Raw genomic sequence first — 18,180 nt, 5'->3', positions numbered from 1 at the left:
CCTTAATTTCAAGGTTATTTTTCAATCTCAAAATCTCTATCTTTGAAAAACTAACCATTCCAAAAACGCCAATATGAAAGACTTAAAAAAATACAGCAACAAAACCAAAGCGGCTTTCATTCTGCTTATTGTCATGCTTCTTATTATTTTGAGTAATTTCAACACCTTACTAAACTCCAAAAATGTTAACGAAAACATTAATGCGATTTATAAAGATCGTTTAGTAGTAGCGCATTATATTTTTCAATACTCCAAAGAGCTTCATTTTATAAAAACAGAAGCCGAAAAATTAAACCTCAGCGATACCATCAAAAAGAATGAAATCGCAAGTACCTTAAAGATTATCCACACCATAGATGATCTATATGCCAAAACAGTTCTGACACCCAAAGAGAAAACTTATTTTCAAGCCTTTCTAAATTCATGCGAGACCATCCATAAACAATCCCAAGCTAAAAACTGGATTCAGATTTCAAAAGCAAGCGATGAAGCTTTAAAAACGTTAGAATTACTCTCTCAAATTCAAATTACAGAAGGAAAGGAAAAATTAAAAGCCGCGAATGCCATGCATAGCGGTAATAATAGTCTTGGACAACTTCAGATAGCCTTACTTGTCATTTTGGGTGGGATTACTTTTTACCTGCTGATTATTAAGAAAAAGAAAACTGTAAAAATTCCTGAATCTCCTAGCTTGAATTAAACTTAAAAGGGGGAGGGATTTTTTGTTTCTTTTGTTTCTTTTGTTTCTTTTGTTTCAGGTTTGAAGTTCCAGGTTTGAAGTTTGAAGTTTCAGGTTTCAGGTTTCGATATCCTAAGCCTCATCTTCGATTTAAGGCTTTCCAGGATCGTAAAGTTTATTCCTGATTTTTCTTTAAAGCTTTACCTTTTACGACCTTACCACTCACTTTTTGTCATTTCGAAGAATGAGAAATCACACAAGAAACTCCATCCAGTTTGTCATTCTGAGGAACGAAGAATCTACGTTTGCTGAATTGATAACGTTGAGCTTCACTTTACGGAATTACTTGTGAAGATACTTCGTTCCTCAGTATGACAAAATTGAGGAAAATAAAAACCCCATACAATTTATCATCCTGAGGAACGAAAAATCTACGTTTGCTAAATCGATACCGTTGAGCTTCACTTTACGGAGTTTCTTGTGAAGATACTTCGTTCCTAGGTATGACAAAATTGTGGAAAATAGAAACTCCGTACAGTTTGACATTCAAAGGAACGAAGAATCTACGTTTGCTGAATCGATACCGTTGAGCTTCACTTTACGGAGTTACTTGTGAAGATCCTTCGTTCCTCAGTATGACAAAATTGTGAAAAATAGAAACTCCGTACAGTTTGTCATCCTGAGGAACGAACAATCTACGTTTGCTGAATCGATACCGTTGAGCTTCACTTTATGGAATTATCTGTGAAGATACTTCGTTCCTCAGTATGACAAAATTGTGGAAAATAGAAACCCCGTACAGTTTGTCATCCTGAGGAACGAAGAATCTACGTTTGCAGAACCGATACCGTTGAGCTTGACTTTACGGAATTACTTGTGAAGATATTTCGTTCCTCACTATGACAAAATTGTGAAAAATAGAAACCCCGTACAGTTTGTCATCCTGAGGAACGAAAAATCTACGTTTGCTAAATCAATACCGTTGAACTTCACTTTACGGAATTACCTGTGAAGATACTTCGTTCCTAGGTATGACAAAATTGTGGAAAAGAGAAACTCCGTACAGTTTGTCATCCTGAGGAACGAAGGATCTACGTTTGCTGAATCGATACCATTGAGCTTCACTTTACAGAATTACTTGTGGAGATATTTCGTTCCTCGGTATGACAAAATTATGGAAAATAGAAACGGAGCAGCTAGTGTGATTTCTCATTCTTCGAAATGACAAGGTTGCAAGAAAAAATGCGTGACTAAGAATAAAATACTATTAGCTAATCCATTCGACCAAAGAAAAATAGCACACAAAAAAACCATATTGCAAAGCAATTTAAACCACAAAAAAAAAATCCCAAATCCCACTAAATTTGGAATTTGGAATTTTTAATATTTTGAAATTTTAAAAAGATTCAAAGAATCTTTTTTTATCTGCTCCACTCTGTGATGCTGTCTTTGTTCATTTTTACGTAATCCTGATTCTTGGCCGTTTCAGCAGCTGCTAAAGAGGCTTTTGCTGTTTCAATTGCTCCTTTTTTATCGCCTTGTTTTGCCTGAATTAGTGATTTTAATCTTAAAATGTAATATGGTTTTTCAGCACTCATGTCCAATGATTTGTCCACATAAGTTCTGGCATCGGCAATATTTCCGTTTGACTGAAATGTATATTGCGCTGCATCAAAGTAATCTCCTGATGATGGTCCTGCCAATACTTTCTCGATACTTGCCGTAGCTGTTTTTGCAGTTGGAACTTCAAATTTTAAAGCAACATGTGAGTTTTCCCATGCAATTTCCAGAAAACCAAAATTAGGATCTAAACCATTAATACCAATTGTAAAAGTTTCAACCGGTTTTGGCAAAGCGTCCTCTTTCACTGTAGTTCTTAAGGCAACATAAGCATCGTTCCAATTTTCAGGCAATCCCCAGTTGTCAGTAGAAAGATAGAAAATCACTTCCCAGCTTTCTATTTTAGGAATCGTATAAATTGCATATTTCCCTTTTTTTAATGTTTTACCATCAATTACAACATCATCGCCGAAGTTAATGATCGTATTTTCATTAGCGCCTGTTCTCCACAATTTTCCAAACGGAACTAAATTTCCAAATACAGCTCTACCTCTCGCTCCGGGTCTTGAATACGTAACCTCAACATCGGTTAAACCAACCGTTTGTTTGATATAAGCTTTTGGACTTGCCTGTGGTGTTCTAACCTGTGCTTCTGAAGCAAAAGGAGCCATAAAAAGGGCTAATGCAATAAGTAGTTTTTTCATTGTTTTAGGTTTATTTGTTTTATTCAAATTTACAATTCAATCAGCTAACAAATGTTAAATTTTACATAATTCAAGCGCCTAATTGCGATATTTTTTCAGCATTTAATTCCTTGAAGTCGTTGATAATTAAATCCGAAGCTGACAAATCCTGCATTTTAGAATGAGGGCTGTTGTAACCTACACAAAAGATGCCTGCTCCTTTGGCAGCCAGCACACCATTAGTGCTGTCTTCAATCACGATACAGTTCTCTTTCGGTGCTTTCGAAAGGGATGCCGCATGCAAAAAAATAGCCGGATTGGGCTTTGATTGCGGGAAGTCTTCCCCACTCACAAGATCCGTAAAATACTGATGTAAATTAAATCGGCTAAAAACACGTTCAATGGTTACTTTCGATGCTGAAGATGCTAAAATTAATTGGATTCCGCTCGTATATAAATCTTTAATCAAATCTTCCACACCCTCCAGCAGATACAAATCTTCTTTAGTATCGAAAGCATCGTTGAAAATTGTTCTTTTTCTTTGAATCAAATCCTCTACTTCCAGTGTTATAGTCGGGAAATGTCCTTTTAAAGTTTGAAATGTATTTCGCGTCGAAAATCCGGTAAACGAAGTGTACATTTCTTCTGAAACCTCAATATCGAGCTCAGAAAATTGTTTGTAATAGGCATAACGGTGAACGGGTTCCGTATCGACAATAACGCCGTCCATGTCAAAAATTACTGTTTTTATCATTTTTTTTAAGTCTCTGAGGTTCTGAGCTACTAAGGTTCTGAGTTTTTTTTAACTGTGTCTGTAAACTGTGACTGCAAACTGTGACTGCAAACTGTGACTGTAAACTGTGACTGTAAACTGTGACTGTAAACTGTGACTGTAAACTGCGACTAAACTTTAGTAAGCAAATATCTAATCACCGTCTCGGCAGCATGAAGACCAAATAAACCGGGCATATAACTGTTGGTTCCGTAGAATGATTTTTTGAAGTTTTTTCCGTCTGTTAATTTCAAACTTTTCTCGTCTTGAATTTCTGAAGAAAAAACGACTTTCAATTTATTGATTTTTGCCTCTTTCAAACGCTTGCGAATGGTTTTAGAAAAATAGCAATTTATGGTTTTAGAAATATCAGTAACTTTTACTTTCGAAGCTAACATTTTTCCACCGGCGCCCATGCTACTGATGATTTTTACTCTTTTTCGTTTTGCGGCAAATATTAAATTTAACTTCGGAGTAATACTGTCAATACAGTCCAGAACGTAATCAAATTCAGAAGTAACAATTTCAAAAGCACGCTCAGGGGATAAAAATTCCTGAACTCGCGTCAGTTTTAATTCCGGATTAATATCCAGCAAACGGTCTCCTACGATCTTTATTTTTGGCTCACCAACTGTAGAATGCAAAGCCGGTAATTGTCTGTTTATATTGGTAATATCTACTACATCGCCATCCACAATGGTCATACTCCCTACTCCTGCTCTGGCCAAAAACTCAGCTGCAAATGATCCTACACCACCTAAGCCAACTACCAAAACATTGGAGTTTTGCAGGTTTTCTAATCCTTCTTTGGTAAATAAAAGCTCGGCTCTTTCTGTCCACTCTGCCATATTATCTGTATTGTTTAAAAAATTAATATCTTTTGTTCTTTTTGTTCTTTTGTTTCTTTTGTTTCAGGTTTCTTTTGTTTCAGGTTTCGGGTTTCAGGTTTTTTGGAAGACTGCTTTATAGTTGTTTGAAATGATTGTTTCCAGTTCCTTACTGTTTAAATTCTTGTATGCTGATGCAAGCGTATATACTTCCTGAATTGTTTCTTGAGTAGTGTCTGTTTCCAGGAAAAAACGATCGTTTGGGACTTGCTGGAAAACCGTTTTCAATTCAGGATTTCTGAGTAGATACTTTCCAAACGAAATATAAAATCCTTCTTTAACAAGTTGGTTCGCGATCTGACTGTTTTTCGAAAAACCATGTACAATCATAGGAACAGTGATTTTCATTCTTTTTTTTATTGCGATCACTTCCTGAAAAGCAGCTACACAATGAATTACTACCGGTTTTCTGTATTTTTCTGCAAGAATCAATTGTTTTTCAAAAACTGTTATCTGCAAATCCAACGGAACTTCTGTACGTTTGTCTAAACCACACTCCCCGACAGCCAGACAATTTTTTGCTTGCAATTTTTCTTCAACAATTTTCAAATCGCTCTCTAGTCTGTCTTCCATAATGTACCACGGATGAATTCCGATGGAATAAAATGGAATGCTATCATCAAATTCTTGTGGATATTGATTCACCAATTCTAAGATATCAGATTGATTGGTAAACTGATGTGTATGAAAATTGAAGAATTCCATTAGTGAAAGGTTTTCACACCTGCTTTAATTTCAACCTTCAAATCATTCTCCAACGGAACAATCGGGCAAGAATATTTGTGATTATAGGCACAATACGGATTGTAGGCCTGATTGAAATCGATAGCAATTGTATTGCCTTTCGGAATTTCTAAGTCAATATATCTTCCTCCTATATAACTTTCTTTGCCACAGGTTAAATCTGAAAATGGCAAGAATAAATGATTCTTATACTCGGGATTTTTAGAGAGTTCTATATTTCTGTAGACATTTAATTGACATTGAACTCCATTTATCTTAAAAGTAACTGTTCCGTACTTAATATATTTTGGTGTTCTTGTTCCGGTGGTTTTCATTTCAAAAACCTTTTCATTTACTGCTTTTTCAAAAACAGCATTCACAAAAAAGGCTTGATTTATTGGATAAAAATCTAAAGCTTTAAAAGTTTTAAGATCCTCCGCCATTAACGGACTTGTCTTAGCATCAGCATATTCTGAATTAATTTTCTTCTGAAATTTTTCAGCATCGCTCTGCTTAAATTTCTTTTGGCTAAAACCTAAAGCACAGGTCAACAACAAAACAAATGCAATATATTTTTTCATCTTTAAAATTTTATGCAAAAATAGTTTAAAAGTAACAAAGCAGCAACCGCTCTACGTTACAAAGTTTTCTAACTTTGTTGTAAATAACCAATTTACAATGCTCAAAACTGCTTTTACCCACTACATCAATAATTTTAAAGGATTTTCAAGAGAAATTTGGATACTTACACTAGTCACTTTTATTAATCGTGCCGGTACTATGGTGCTTCCATTTTTATCAAAGTACTTAAAAGAGGACCTGCATTTTTCATACAATCAGGTAGGTTGGATTATGGTTTCATTTGGTTTAGGATCTATGTTAGGATCTTGGCTCGGAGGAAAATTATCCGATAAAATCGGGTTTTATAAAATCATGATTTTTAGTTTATTCACTAGCGGAGTATCACTCTTCTTTATTCAATATGTAACCACTTTCTGGGCACTCTGCGCTTCCATGTTTCTTCTAATGATCATTGCAGATATGTTTAGACCTGCCATGTTTGTTTCTTTAAGCGCTTACGCAAAACCGGAAAACAGAACCCGAGCCTTAACATTGGTTCGTTTAGCCGTAAATCTTGGCTTTGCTGCCGGACCCGCTTTAGGTGGTTTGATCATTATGGGAATCGGTTATTCAGGTTTGTTCTGGGTTGATGGAGCGTCTTGTATTGTTGCCATATTGATTTTTGCTTTATTGGTAAAAGAAAAGAAAAAAGTTCCACATAACGACAAAACTGAAAGTCCTGTGGCTATAAAATCTGTTTTTCATGATAAGATTTTTTGGGTTTTCTTATTTGTAAGCTTTGTAACAGGCATGATTTTCTTTCAGCTTTTTACGACCTTACCTTTATATCATAACGAAAAATTTAGTTTAACCGAATTCCAAACCGGTTTATTAATGACGTTAAACGGACTTATGATTTTTGCTTTTGAAATGCCAATAGTCGGTTTTATGGAGCGAAAAAGTTTCCCTAAAATAAAAATCATCTTACTGGGTTCACTTGTAATGTCTTTAAGTTTCTTCATGTTGCTTATTAATGTTTGGGCCGGAATACTGGTCATTAGTATGATTTGCATCTCTATTGGAGAAATCTTAACCTTTCCTTTCTCGAATGCTTTTGCTTTAAGTCGCGCTCCACATGGTCAGGAAGGCCGCTATATGGCACTTTACACCATGAGTTTTAGCTTGGCACATATTATGAGTTCCAAAATTGGTTTTGAAATTATTGCCAGACTGGGTTATCAGATAAACTGGTTTTTCATGGCTTCTATCGGAATCATCGCTACTCTTTGTTGCCTGTGGATCAAGAAAGCTTTGATTGACGAAAAGATTTCTTAACTACACATTCCTATTACAATAAGCCCACTTTCAATTTAACGCTACTAAATTGAGGCTTTTGCGTACGCTTAATTTTAACACATAGAGACATAGAAAAAGACTTTTTACAAGACTAAACTAAAACCGTTTACTACGATTAATTTCAACATATAGAGACATAGTTGGCAAAGCTTTAAAAAAGAAGTTTCACTTATAATAAATCACATAAACTATGTGAAAAAATCATGATTTTCTAAAACCCCTCAAATCATAAGCACTAAAATCTATGTTTCTATGTGTTAAAAAACATTTAGCTCAATTACGCTCTACAGGCCAATTTGAGAGGCTTTACAGCGCTTCAAACACAATACAAACGTAAAAAATAGTTAAATAACTATTTTTATAGTTGCGTAACTATAAAAATAGTTGTAGTTTTGAATTAAAATTAGAAAACATGCAAAAGCTAACGAACAAAGAAGAGGAAATCATGCACATTTTATGGAAGCTAAAAAAAGCTTTCGTAAAAGAAGTTCAAGCCGAGATTACAGAAGACCAACCGCACTACAATACGCTTTCGACTATAGTGCGTAATCTGGAAGAAAAAGGATATGTAAATCATAATGCCTTTGGAAACACCCACCAATATTATCCGATTGTAAGCATTGAAGACTATCGTAAAGGTTTTATGAGTACTGCTATCGATAATTATTTCAATAGTTCGTATAAAAGTATGGTGTCCTTTTTTGCTAAAGAAGAGAAAATTTCTGCCGCTGAATTACGCGAAATCTTAGCCATGATCGAAAGTCCAAAAGAAGAAAAATAATCATTTTATGGAAGCACTATTCATTTATATCGCAAAATCAGGTGGACTGTTATTCTTGTTTTATACTGCCTATTATTTTTTACTGCGCAAAGAAACCTTCTTTACCAGTAACAGATGGTTTTTATTGACCGGTTTAATCACTTCTGTAGTATTGCCCTTTATAGTGTACACCAAAAATGTATGGGTTGCCCCTACTTCAACACAAAATCCGGATTTTCAACCTGTTTTTGCGCAAACAATTGAAAATCCTCTTTTTGAAATCAATTGGAATTATGTGCTTTTAGCCTGTTATGGCATTGGCTTCCTGGCTTTGCTGATAAAATTCGCAATAGATTTTTATAGTTTAAATACTATTCTAAAAGGCAAAAAGGTAAAACAACAGGCCGATTTTAAATTTATTGATGTCAAGGAGAATATAGCTCCGTTCTCTTATTTTGAATACATCGTGTATAACTCATCACTATATACGGCTTCAGAATTAGAGAATATTATTGAACATGAAAAAGTACACAGCGATCAGAACCATACCGTAGATGTTTTAGTTTCCAGAATCTTCAGTATTTTGTTTTGGTTCAATCCCCTTGTCTGGCTTTATAAAAAAGCGATTACTCAAAATCTCGAGTTTATTGCAGATAATGAGGCAGCAAAAAGACTTTCCGACAAAAAAGCGTATCAGTACACGCTTTTAAAAATAACAACACACGAAAATTGTGTTGCCATCACCAATCATTTTTATCAATCATTAATCAAAAAACGAATCGTTATGTTAAATCAAAATCAATCAAAAAAGCGGAATTACTGGAAGTATTATACCGTAATTCCGGCACTTGTAGCATTTGTACTTCTATTTCAGATTGAAGTCGTAGCCCACGAAAAAGAGCAAACTCAAAAAAACAGTGCTACTGAAAAAGTAAAAGGAATGGATGTTTACGAAATCAAAAAAACAACCACAGATCAGGAGCTTGCAACAATCACCGAAAAGCTAAAAGCGGAGCACAATGTTGATGCCGTTATTTCTGAAACAAAAAGGAATTCAAATAATGAATTGACCTCTATTAAAGTTGATCTTAAAAACGGTAAAGAAGAAACGCAGGCCCTTCATATTTCGGGTTCTGATGCTATCAAAGACTGTGGCATTATCATTAAAACTGAGGAAAACGGGGCTAAGAAAATAATTGTAGTTACAAAAAACGAATTTCAAAAAGACGCGACCGAAGGATCAAAGATAAAAATCAAGAAAACTCAAAAAACTAATACCAATACCGATGTTAAAACTAATACTACTACTGGCAAAAGTGATCCTACAAATGGTACAACAAATACTCATGTAATCACAACCTTCAAAACCAATGTAAATACAAACGTGAATGTAAGTACTGATGGGGACAAAAACGAAACTACTTCTATAACCTACTACAGTCAATCTAAGCCAAAAGTTATCGTAAAATCAGGCGGAAGTTCTGCTAAACAACTTATCATCGTAGATGGTGTTGTACTGACAGATGGTACTTCTATGGATGATATTGACGCACTTGATATAGAAAAAATGAGTGTTTTTAAAGGCACTCAGGCTATAGAAAAATATGGCGACAAAGGGAAAAATGGTGTGATTGAAATCACAACCAAAAAGTAAGCACTACAGCTAATTTACAACCTTAAAACTATGCAAAAGCTAACCAACAAAGAAGAGGAAATCATGCACATTTTATGGAAGCTCAAAAAAGCATTTGTAAAAGAAGTTCAGGCCGAGATTACAGAAGAGCAACCACATTACAATACACTTTCGACTATAGTACGTAATCTGGAAGAAAAAGAATATGTGAGTCATACTACTTTTGGAAATACCCATCAGTATTATCCAATTGTAAGCATCGAAGAATATCGCACAGGGTTTATGAGTACCGCTATTGATCATTATTTTAATAGCTCTTATAAAAGTATGGTGTCCTTTTTTGCTAAAGAGGAAAAAATTTCTGCAGCTGAATTACGTGAAGTTTTAGCTATGATTGAAAATTCAAAAGAAGAAAAATAGTCGTTTATGGAAGCACTTTTCATTTTTATCGCAAAATCAAGCGCATTAGTTGCTTTGTTTTACCTTGCTTATTATTTACTATTACGCAAAGAAACTTTTTTCACCAGCAACAGATGGTTTTTACTAGCCGGATTAATTACATCGGTAATACTGCCCTTTATAGTGTATACCAAAATTGTATGGATTGATCCTGTACCGGTTTCAAATATGAGTTACTCTCCTGCTTCTATTGTCCATGCAATAGAAGAAGAGTCTTTCGAAATCAACTGGAATCTGGTTTACATTGCTATTTATACCATTGGTTTTATTGCTTTCTTAGTAAAATTCGGATTAGATTTTTACAGTCTGAATACTGTTCTTAAAGGCAAAAAAGTGCAACAACAAGCTGATTTTAAATTTATCGATACAAACGAAAACATTGCTCCTTTTTCTTATTTTGATTATATCGTTTACAACTCATCACTGTATACGGCATCAGAGTTAGAGAGTATTATTGAACATGAAAAAGTACACAGTGATCAGCATCATACAGTTGACGTTCTGATTTCAAGACTATTCTGTGTACTGTTTTGGTTCAATCCAATCATCTGGTTTTATAAAAAAGCCATTATTCAAAACCTTGAGTTTATTGCGGATAACGAAGCTGCAAAAAAACTTTCGGACAAAAAAGCGTACCAATACACGCTTTTAAAAATAACTACACATGAAACTTGTGTAGCAATCACCAATCATTTTTATCAATCATTAATCAAAAAACGAATTGTCATGTTAAACAAAAATCAATCAAAAAAGAGAAACTATTGGAAGTATTACGCCATACTTCCGGCACTTGTAGCTTTCGTAGTTTTATTTCAAATCAAAACAGTAGCGCAGGAAAAGAAACAAATTGAGGCAGTCGCCAAAGAAAAAGAGCAATCAGTAGAGATTTACAAAATCAAAAAAAACACCACAGATCAGGAATTAAAGGAGCTTTCCGAAAAATTAAAAGCAAATCATGATGTTGATGTAGTGGTGTCAGAAGTAAAGAGAAATTCAAAAAACGAATTAACCTGTATCAAAGTAGCTCTTAAAAAAGGAGCCGGAGAAGCACAAACTATTCAAATTAATGGTGATGAAGCCATTAAGGATTGCGGAATTGCCATTACAACAAACGATAATGGAACGAAAAAAATCAAACTAATCGCCGATGGACAACTCGATGGTTTAACCGATGAAGAAGGTCCTGCACAGGTTAGAGAAACCAGAACCGTATATCAAAACGGTACTTATACTGCACCTCCAACTCCGCCAACACCTCCGGTTTTCCCGGCCGGTGCAATGCCATCACCTCCAACTGCTATGGCCAATATGCCAAAACCTCCCGTTCCGCCTACAAATCTAAATGATAAAACGGCTATGAAAAATTACGAGAGAGAAATGGATGAATTCGAAAAGAAAATGGATGCCTTTGAACCGCAAATGGCTGCTTACGAAAAGGAGTTAAATGAAGTCATGTCAAAACGTGAAGCTATTTTTGAAAAAGAAATGGAAAAATACGAAGTAGCCATGGAGCAATTCAATGCGGATATGGGGAAATACGATCAGCAATCGAATGTTGATATGAAACAACATGAGATCGACATGAAACAGCATGAAAAAGATATGCGTCAACATGAGAAGGACATGAAACAATATGAAAGAGATATGAGACAACAAGAGCGAGACATGAGACTGCAACAAAGAACTATGATTCAGCAACAAAAGAATATGGCTAAAAAACAGCACTAATTAATACTCAGAAAGACTTTGTTAAATGACAAAGTCTTTTTTTATATCTTTGAAAAAAAATTAACCTACTATGTATAAAATTTTAGCCAAACTAAATAAAATTCTTTTACCAAGTTTGACCAAACAAGGTTTAGATATTACCAAAGCAAAAAAATGGCAAATGGCACTTATAGGGTACCGCTACTTTGTAACTAAACGTGCTTTAGATTAATTTTTTAAACTATTTCTCGCGGAAACGCGTAACTTTTCACGTACTACCTGCCGAATGTGTTGACTGTGATTGAGCTAAATCAATTTAACACATAGAGACATAGATTTTGACACTTATAACTTGAGGTGTGTTAAGAAAATCTCCATTTCTCCACATCGTCTTATACTACGTAAGATGTCTTTTTTAGGCTTTGTACTAGGCCTCTTTCTGTAAAAATTAATTGCTCCCAACGGATTAATTTTATACTATCCGAAAACCTTTTGTGCTTACTTATTTGTAGTTTTGCGTTTCAGCATAGACTTTCAATGAAAAACAAAGAATTCAACCTCCCACCGGTTCCGGCTGTGTTATTAGCCATCATAAGCGTACAATGTGGCGCTGCTATTGCTAAAACAATCTTCCCGGCTCTTGGTGCTGCAGGAACAGCTTCAATAAGAATCGGTATCTCTGCCCTGATCTTATTTGCTGCTTATCGTCCGAATCTGTTTAAAATTACGAGACAACAATGGAAAATTGTAATTCCATATGGTTTGAATTTGGGTGCGATGAATTTAATATTTTATCTGGCAATAGAAAGAATCCCAATTGGTTTATCTGTTACTTTAGAATTCATAGGTCCTTTATTACTCGCCATAGTCGGATCGAAGCGTTTACTTGATTATTGCTGGGTTGTACTGGCAGCAATCGGAATCCTTTTAATCGCCCCATGGACGAATAGCAGAATAGATACCTTAGGAGTAATTTTTGCCCTTTTAGCAGGAGGACTTTGGGCCAGTTATATTGTTCTGGATGGCAAAGTCTCTAAAATTATGAATAGCGGTGAGGCAGTTTCCGTCGGAATGCTTTTTGCTTCACTTTTAATTCTTCCTTTTGGTTTTTACGAAAATGGACTCATTAATCTTACTCCAAAACTTTTTGGATTAAGCATTGCGTTGGCTCTTTTATCAAGTGCTATCCCTTTTACACTTGAAATGAAAGCTTTAGGACAGCTACCTCCGCGAACGTTTAGTATATTAATGAGTTTAGAACCTGCTGCGGCCGCTATTTGTGGTTTTATATTTCTTCAGGAGCGTCTAAACTTTTATGAAATAATAGCGGTTGCCTGTGTTGTTATTGCTTCGGCAGGATCAACTTTAATGGCTAAACGATAAGATTCTTAGCCATCTAAAATAAAAAGAACCGTAAATAGTCATTTACAGTTCTTTTTATCTTGGCATTTAAATGCTGTTAATTAGCTTTTTGGCAATAATACAGTATCAACTACATGAATTACTCCATTAGATTGATTTACATCTGCAATTGTCACTTTAGCTTTGTTACCACTCTCATCGCTGATGTATAACGTTTTACCATCCATCCAGGCAGTTAATGTGCCACCGCTTACGGTTTTTAGCGTTGCTTTACCTTTACCCATTTTTATCGCTTTTGCAATATCCGAAGCATTCATTTTTCCAGCCACAACATGATAGGTTAAAATTGTTTGAAGCATTTTTTTGTTTTCCGGTTTCAACAATGTTTCTACTGTTCCTGCCGGTAATTTATCAAACGCTGCATTTGTTGGGGCAAAAACGGTGAATGGTCCTTTACTCTGTAAAGTTGCTACTAAATCTGCTGCTTTTACGGCAGCCACCAAAGTAGTATGATCTTTTGAGTTTACTGCATTTTCAATAATATTTTTGTTCGGATACATCGCCGCTCCACCAACCATTACTGTTTTTTGTGCGTTTGAAGTAAATGCAAATCCTAAGACTAAAACTGCTGCTGTTAAAAATTTTCTAGTTTTCATAATTAATGTTTTAAGTTATAAAGGCATTTACGCTGTAATAATCGTTTTGGTTTTAGGAAAAATTCAAAAATGCAAATCTTACATTGAATATTCCTCAAAACACACTAAACAACAACGCTTTAGAAAAATAATTAAATTTTAAAAATCGAATTCTTTTTTTCTTTTAACTTAAATCGCGGACTCTGTTTTATGAAGTAATTTTAATTATTGGTTTGTTTATATTTGAAATCAGATAGCATACACTCCATATTCTGAATTAGAATAGTATATTTTTTAATGGTCAAAGCATTGAAAAAGCAATTTAATTAGATGGGGCCATTTAAATTGGCGTAAAAATATTGCCCTTTTTCAAAGAATAGAAGTATTATTTTGGATTGCCTCCTGCTTTAGCTCAATGTCATTAAGTTAAGAGATTTTTTCACGCAGATTCTGCAGATTTTGCGGATTTTTTTTATTACATTCTGCAAAAATCTGCAGAATCTGCGTGAGACTTTTTTTAAACGATCCTTAACTTAATGACATTGTGCTTTAGCTTGAGGTTATAGTTTGATGGAAAAGTTAATGGCTTTAGCCAAAATAAGCCGCTAGTTTGGCTAAAGCCTATTATGCCTATCCGACTATTTAACTTCAGCTAAAACGCAATGCCATTAAGTTAATGTTATTTTTTCACGCAGATTCTACGGACTTTTTTTCAATCCGCTAAAATCTGCGTGAGACTTTTTTTTACATGCTTAACTTAATGATTATGGCAAGTGCAATTCCCCTATATCATGTATTGAATGATAACCCAATTTGCGATAGCTCTCAAACTGTGCTTCATCAAAAAACTGATCTGCTGTAGACTGCTGTGGAAAATCGGGATTCGCCAAAGCATATTCTCGTATATCAATAGGTTCATTACCTGTCAAACTAGCTTTGATATAAATTAACGTACCTGTGCTTTTTATACCCGGATAAGTGATTGTTCCTTTAATAATATGTTCCTTCGATATACCTTGATGTTTTGTAATATCTTCAAAATTATCAAAGGTAATTTCTACACCAAAATCAATTCGGCATCTCCTAATGGCGTTTGCTAAACCTTCGCAAGCGACGTCCTGATCCTGCTCACCATCTCCTAATATAATGTAGTGACAGCGTCTTCTGATGAGTTCGTACAAGCCCATATTATCGAAATGACCTCCATCCGAAAGGCAAACATAATCCATATTGATATCGGATTTACCGGTCAAATCATGAATTAGATACAATAAACCACCTCTTGGATCAGAGTCTTTCCATCTTTTAAGTCTCGTATTACCAATCCACCATCCCAGACGGACATTAAAGATTGTCAGTAAAAAAGCCATAGGTGCTGAAGAATGATAGCCCCAATTAGGATTCACTGCTGCTCCGGATATCGCCATTGCTGTTCCTATAGTTGGCCCACCTTTTTCATTAGAAAATTTATTGGTAGGACGATAGCCGTATTCATAAACATGGTCAACATCGTAAGTAGACGGACGCGTAGGGCTAAAATCATAGCCACAATATAAAGGTGTGAACACGAATGATTCTGCTTTTCGATCTTGCCGGTCCAAAGCAGAAACAACAGTCGCATTGAGGGCTGTATTAAGAATAGGATACGGACCAAAATAACCATCATCAACCTTCATAGACGATAGCAATATGTCGTCATTGGTATCAAAACCCGTAAATGCATTTGCTGTTTTAATACGATCTTCCCTGCTACGCGTGGCGCCCATGAAAGCTCTTATAAGACGGTTGCGATAAAAATGGTGAAGGGAAAACTCATTAACCCCCACACGCCAGCTAAGAAAAAGTGTTATCAAAAACAATCCTCCCGTTGTCAGGCGATTTATAACATCGCTATTCCCCTCTCTTATAAGGTTTATAATCCCGGAACCTATAAGCAGTACCCCAATCATGAAAATAAAGGGTACCACCTTAACAACAATATTCGTAATACCCTTAGACTTACCTGGATCATCATCCCCTTTGGATGCAAATGCTATTTTTACTCCCCAGGCAACTATACCGGCCCAACCTCCCCAGGCAGACAAAGTAATTTCCAAATTCATCCATAAAGAAGGCCATAAATTAGGCATAATGAATATGGCAAAACAAATAATAATCCAGAAAAGTACAAACCGGTTGATATAACCTCCCGTTCTTCCCCACCACTCGCGACGGTAATCGGGAAACATTTTGCCTAATATTGCCATTCTGGTTATTATCGCAAGCGAAAAAATCTCAAGAACGATGGGAAGTCCAAACAACAACATTACTTTATCTAAGCTTATCCTTCCGTTGAAATTTTTAATTGAAATCAATATCAAATCATAATTTTTCCAAAACAAGTACAGTAATACGCTTAGAATGGCTGCGGCCACAGCTGAGGATACTATTAATATTATTGGAAACCAATTGATAACTCCAACTTTGTGTATTTCATTTTTAACCTCTATTTTTTCTTCATCAGACAATTTTTCCTTCACTACATTGGCCTTTCCTAACTGAATAAGATCATATCTTTTGTGATAATTCCCCAGCAATGCCACTAAAATCAATGCGATAAATGCCGGCAATGAGACATTAAGACCAAACCATACATACAGGTTTTCACTCTTACGACAAATTTCATCTATACTTATATTAAACATAAATGTACTGACCAAAAAGGCGCAAATAATCGTCCAAACGATAAGCAAATATGGCAGAACACTTGTGATATTGGTAAGAAAGGGAATGTCAATATTAAAAATATTCCAAATCTTGGTAACCCGGGCAACTTTTCTCTTCTGTTTTACTTTATAAAACGATCGCATGGCAAAAGCAGCTGTAAGCGCTCCAAAAATCAGCATTGCTGTATTCAACCAAAAAAACGGAATTTCATCCTTCTTCTCCAATCCTTTAAATAGGAGTCCGAGAATTTCCCATCCTTTGTAAAGATCCAGAATGAAAGAGAAAACGGTTAATAACACCAATAATAACAAGGTCTGATTGACTAAAGTATTTCTTAACCAAGTCATTCCCGACGTCCAGGCATCGGGAGACATCATACCTACGTTTGGAGAAAGATAATTACTGAACATTCTAAGCCATCGGATCGGACGGACTTCATCAGCAAACGGATCGGATGATTTCTCCGGGCATAACTGATCCGTAACTTTACTGAAAGAACCGGATCGTTTTATCCACGATGTATACCAGGTACCGATATAACCACCTCCGGATACTGTCGATATATAATCAATTTTTTCTAAAACGTCCAGACTTGCCAGTCTTTGCAGTATACCAAGATTAAATGTGGCTGAACGAATACCTCCTCCGGAAAAAGCGATACCAGTAAGCTTCATATCTGTAGCCCGTACCATCGGATCGTATATTTTATCTCCGTCAGAAGTTACTTTTAGCAGATTCTCATTTGTACTTTCATCAACAGTTACGGATGCCTGCCATTCCTCGCCTCTCTTCTTACGTGCTTTATTAATTTCATCCAGCTCGTCATTAAATAAGGTTTCAAACGGTAAGGGAAACTCAGTTCTGATTTTTCTTTCCGAACTATTATTTAGCAATTGTCTAAGAAGTACTCTATCATCAGTGAGGTACTTTATAGCATCATCCTCGTTTTCATCCCACCATGTTTTATGATTTTTAAGATCGGTATCATTTAGAATATTTGAATAATCATATTCCTTCTCTTTTGCTGCATAAAATTGATAGAGACGAATATCATATGCTGATTTGTGCTGTCCGGTAATGGCCTGAACCACCTGTACCGGCATGTATCGAAGTACCGTTGCCAATTTTTTTCGCTCCTCTAAATTTTCTTTATAAAGTGCTGCCCGTATTCGCTGCCTCCAAAAAAAAGGCACCCTAAACAATAAAAGTTCACTGGATTCGGTCTTATCCATATACTTTTTATCAATATTGGTGGCGAGCCATTCTAAAAGATCATAAACGATGTCTAAATATACTTTTGTCAGATTCTTTTCTCCATTTTTATCAGCGCTATGCCAGACCAGGTCAGTTATTTCGTCTATCTGACCGGGAGTCAATTGATTTATACCATAATGGTTTTTGTCCATATTTTCATCCTTACTTACAAGGGTACTCCAAGAATCTTTTTTAAGAAACGCTTTAGGAAAAGTGTTCTGAGGATTGCTTTTTAATATATCCTGAAAAAGGGTAAGATAGGATATCGCTTCAGCGGTGAGGTCGGTTACAATGTCCATAACAAATAAGATTAGGTAATTACTATACTATAGATTCCGGGAGAAAATTCAAACTATTTAATCCTCAATAAAAAAGGAGAATTAATTATTCATTCCAATTATCAGTATTTCAAAAAAAGGATTTTCCAATTTTGAAAACCACAT

The 18,180-nt window shown here is 35.3% G+C and carries 15 protein-coding genes; 8 read left to right on the top strand and 7 right to left on the bottom strand.

What is annotated here, in order from left to right; all coding sequences use genetic code 11:
- Nucleotides 1-73: 73 nt before the first annotated feature.
- The gene (locus ACHRV5_RS00210; RefSeq protein ID WP_047779136.1) at nucleotides 74-700 is read left to right on the top strand and encodes an MCP four helix bundle domain-containing protein; all 627 of its coding nucleotides are present in this window, start codon (nucleotides 74-76) and stop codon (nucleotides 698-700) included.
- 1,400 nt (nucleotides 701-2,100) lie between these two features.
- Here the strand turns inward: ACHRV5_RS00210 and ACHRV5_RS00205 are convergent.
- The 5 genes from ACHRV5_RS00205 to ACHRV5_RS00185 all read right to left on the bottom strand — a co-directional run bounded on the left by ACHRV5_RS00205 (nucleotide 2,101) and on the right by ACHRV5_RS00185 (nucleotide 5,885).
- On the bottom strand, nucleotides 2,101-2,943 hold the full coding sequence (locus ACHRV5_RS00205) for a DUF2911 domain-containing protein (protein ID WP_047779137.1): 843 nt from the start codon (nucleotides 2,941-2,943) through the stop codon (nucleotides 2,101-2,103).
- A gap of 70 nt (nucleotides 2,944-3,013) precedes the next feature.
- Nucleotides 3,014-3,676 (bottom strand): HAD family hydrolase, encoded by a 663-nt coding sequence (locus tag ACHRV5_RS00200; protein ID WP_395425308.1) that lies wholly within the window; start codon nucleotides 3,674-3,676, stop codon nucleotides 3,014-3,016.
- A gap of 149 nt (nucleotides 3,677-3,825) precedes the next feature.
- Nucleotides 3,826-4,542: a ThiF family adenylyltransferase gene (locus tag ACHRV5_RS00195; protein WP_395425307.1), complete on the bottom strand. Its 717-nt coding sequence runs from the start codon at nucleotides 4,540-4,542 to the stop codon at nucleotides 3,826-3,828.
- 93 nt (nucleotides 4,543-4,635) lie between these two features.
- Nucleotides 4,636-5,286, bottom strand: a complete 651-nt coding sequence (locus ACHRV5_RS00190; RefSeq protein ID WP_395425306.1) for a TatD family hydrolase — start codon at nucleotides 5,284-5,286, stop codon at nucleotides 4,636-4,638.
- The gene (locus tag ACHRV5_RS00185) at nucleotides 5,286-5,885 is read right to left on the bottom strand and encodes a DUF1684 domain-containing protein (RefSeq protein WP_230001862.1); all 600 of its coding nucleotides are present in this window, start codon (nucleotides 5,883-5,885) and stop codon (nucleotides 5,286-5,288) included. The genes ACHRV5_RS00190 and ACHRV5_RS00185 overlap by 1 nt, the downstream gene beginning before the upstream one ends.
- 97 nt (nucleotides 5,886-5,982) lie before the next feature.
- Between ACHRV5_RS00185 and ACHRV5_RS00180 the strand changes: the two genes are divergently transcribed.
- The 7 genes from ACHRV5_RS00180 (at nucleotide 5,983) to ACHRV5_RS00150 (ending at nucleotide 13,163) form a co-directional block, all read left to right on the top strand.
- A complete protein-coding gene (locus tag ACHRV5_RS00180) occupies nucleotides 5,983-7,200 on the top strand; it encodes an MDR family MFS transporter (protein WP_395425305.1) in 1,218 nt (405 codons plus the stop codon).
- A gap of 433 nt (nucleotides 7,201-7,633) precedes the next feature.
- Nucleotides 7,634-8,002 carry a BlaI/MecI/CopY family transcriptional regulator gene (locus tag ACHRV5_RS00175; protein WP_047779144.1) on the top strand — a complete coding sequence of 123 codons (369 nt, stop codon included), beginning with the start codon at nucleotides 7,634-7,636 and terminating at the stop codon, nucleotides 8,000-8,002.
- 7 nt (nucleotides 8,003-8,009) lie between these two features.
- Nucleotides 8,010-9,635, top strand: a complete 1,626-nt coding sequence (locus ACHRV5_RS00170) for a M56 family metallopeptidase (protein WP_395425304.1) — start codon at nucleotides 8,010-8,012, stop codon at nucleotides 9,633-9,635.
- A gap of 30 nt (nucleotides 9,636-9,665) precedes the next feature.
- Nucleotides 9,666-10,034 carry a BlaI/MecI/CopY family transcriptional regulator gene (locus tag ACHRV5_RS00165; protein ID WP_047779146.1) on the top strand — a complete coding sequence of 123 codons (369 nt, stop codon included), beginning with the start codon at nucleotides 9,666-9,668 and terminating at the stop codon, nucleotides 10,032-10,034.
- 6 nt (nucleotides 10,035-10,040) lie between these two features.
- Nucleotides 10,041-11,801: a M56 family metallopeptidase gene (locus ACHRV5_RS00160; RefSeq protein ID WP_395425303.1), complete on the top strand. Its 1,761-nt coding sequence runs from the start codon at nucleotides 10,041-10,043 to the stop codon at nucleotides 11,799-11,801.
- Nucleotides 11,802-11,871: 70 nt separating this feature from the next.
- The gene (locus tag ACHRV5_RS00155) at nucleotides 11,872-12,012 is read left to right on the top strand and encodes a hypothetical protein (RefSeq protein ID WP_047779148.1); all 141 of its coding nucleotides are present in this window, start codon (nucleotides 11,872-11,874) and stop codon (nucleotides 12,010-12,012) included.
- Between the two features lie 305 nt (nucleotides 12,013-12,317).
- Nucleotides 12,318-13,163, top strand: a complete 846-nt coding sequence (locus tag ACHRV5_RS00150) for an EamA family transporter (protein ID WP_395425302.1) — start codon at nucleotides 12,318-12,320, stop codon at nucleotides 13,161-13,163.
- Between the two features lie 80 nt (nucleotides 13,164-13,243).
- On the opposite strand, the gene ACHRV5_RS00145 is transcribed toward ACHRV5_RS00150, so the two are convergent.
- Nucleotides 13,244-13,798, bottom strand: a complete 555-nt coding sequence (locus tag ACHRV5_RS00145; protein ID WP_047779150.1) for a fasciclin domain-containing protein — start codon at nucleotides 13,796-13,798, stop codon at nucleotides 13,244-13,246.
- A 743-nt stretch (nucleotides 13,799-14,541) separates the two neighbouring features.
- Nucleotides 14,542-18,036, bottom strand: coding sequence for a patatin-like phospholipase family protein (locus ACHRV5_RS00140; protein ID WP_395425301.1), 3,495 nt, complete (start codon nucleotides 18,034-18,036; stop codon nucleotides 14,542-14,544).
- Nucleotides 18,037-18,180 lie beyond the last annotated feature (144 nt).

The organism is Flavobacterium sp. FlaQc-52 (genome assembly GCF_044007495.1).
Taxonomy (GTDB): Bacteria; Bacteroidota; Bacteroidia; order Flavobacteriales; family Flavobacteriaceae; genus Flavobacterium; species Flavobacterium cupriresistens.
The sequence above is the reverse complement of the archived record's forward strand: the minus strand, read 5'-3'. Positions and strand labels throughout refer to the sequence as shown.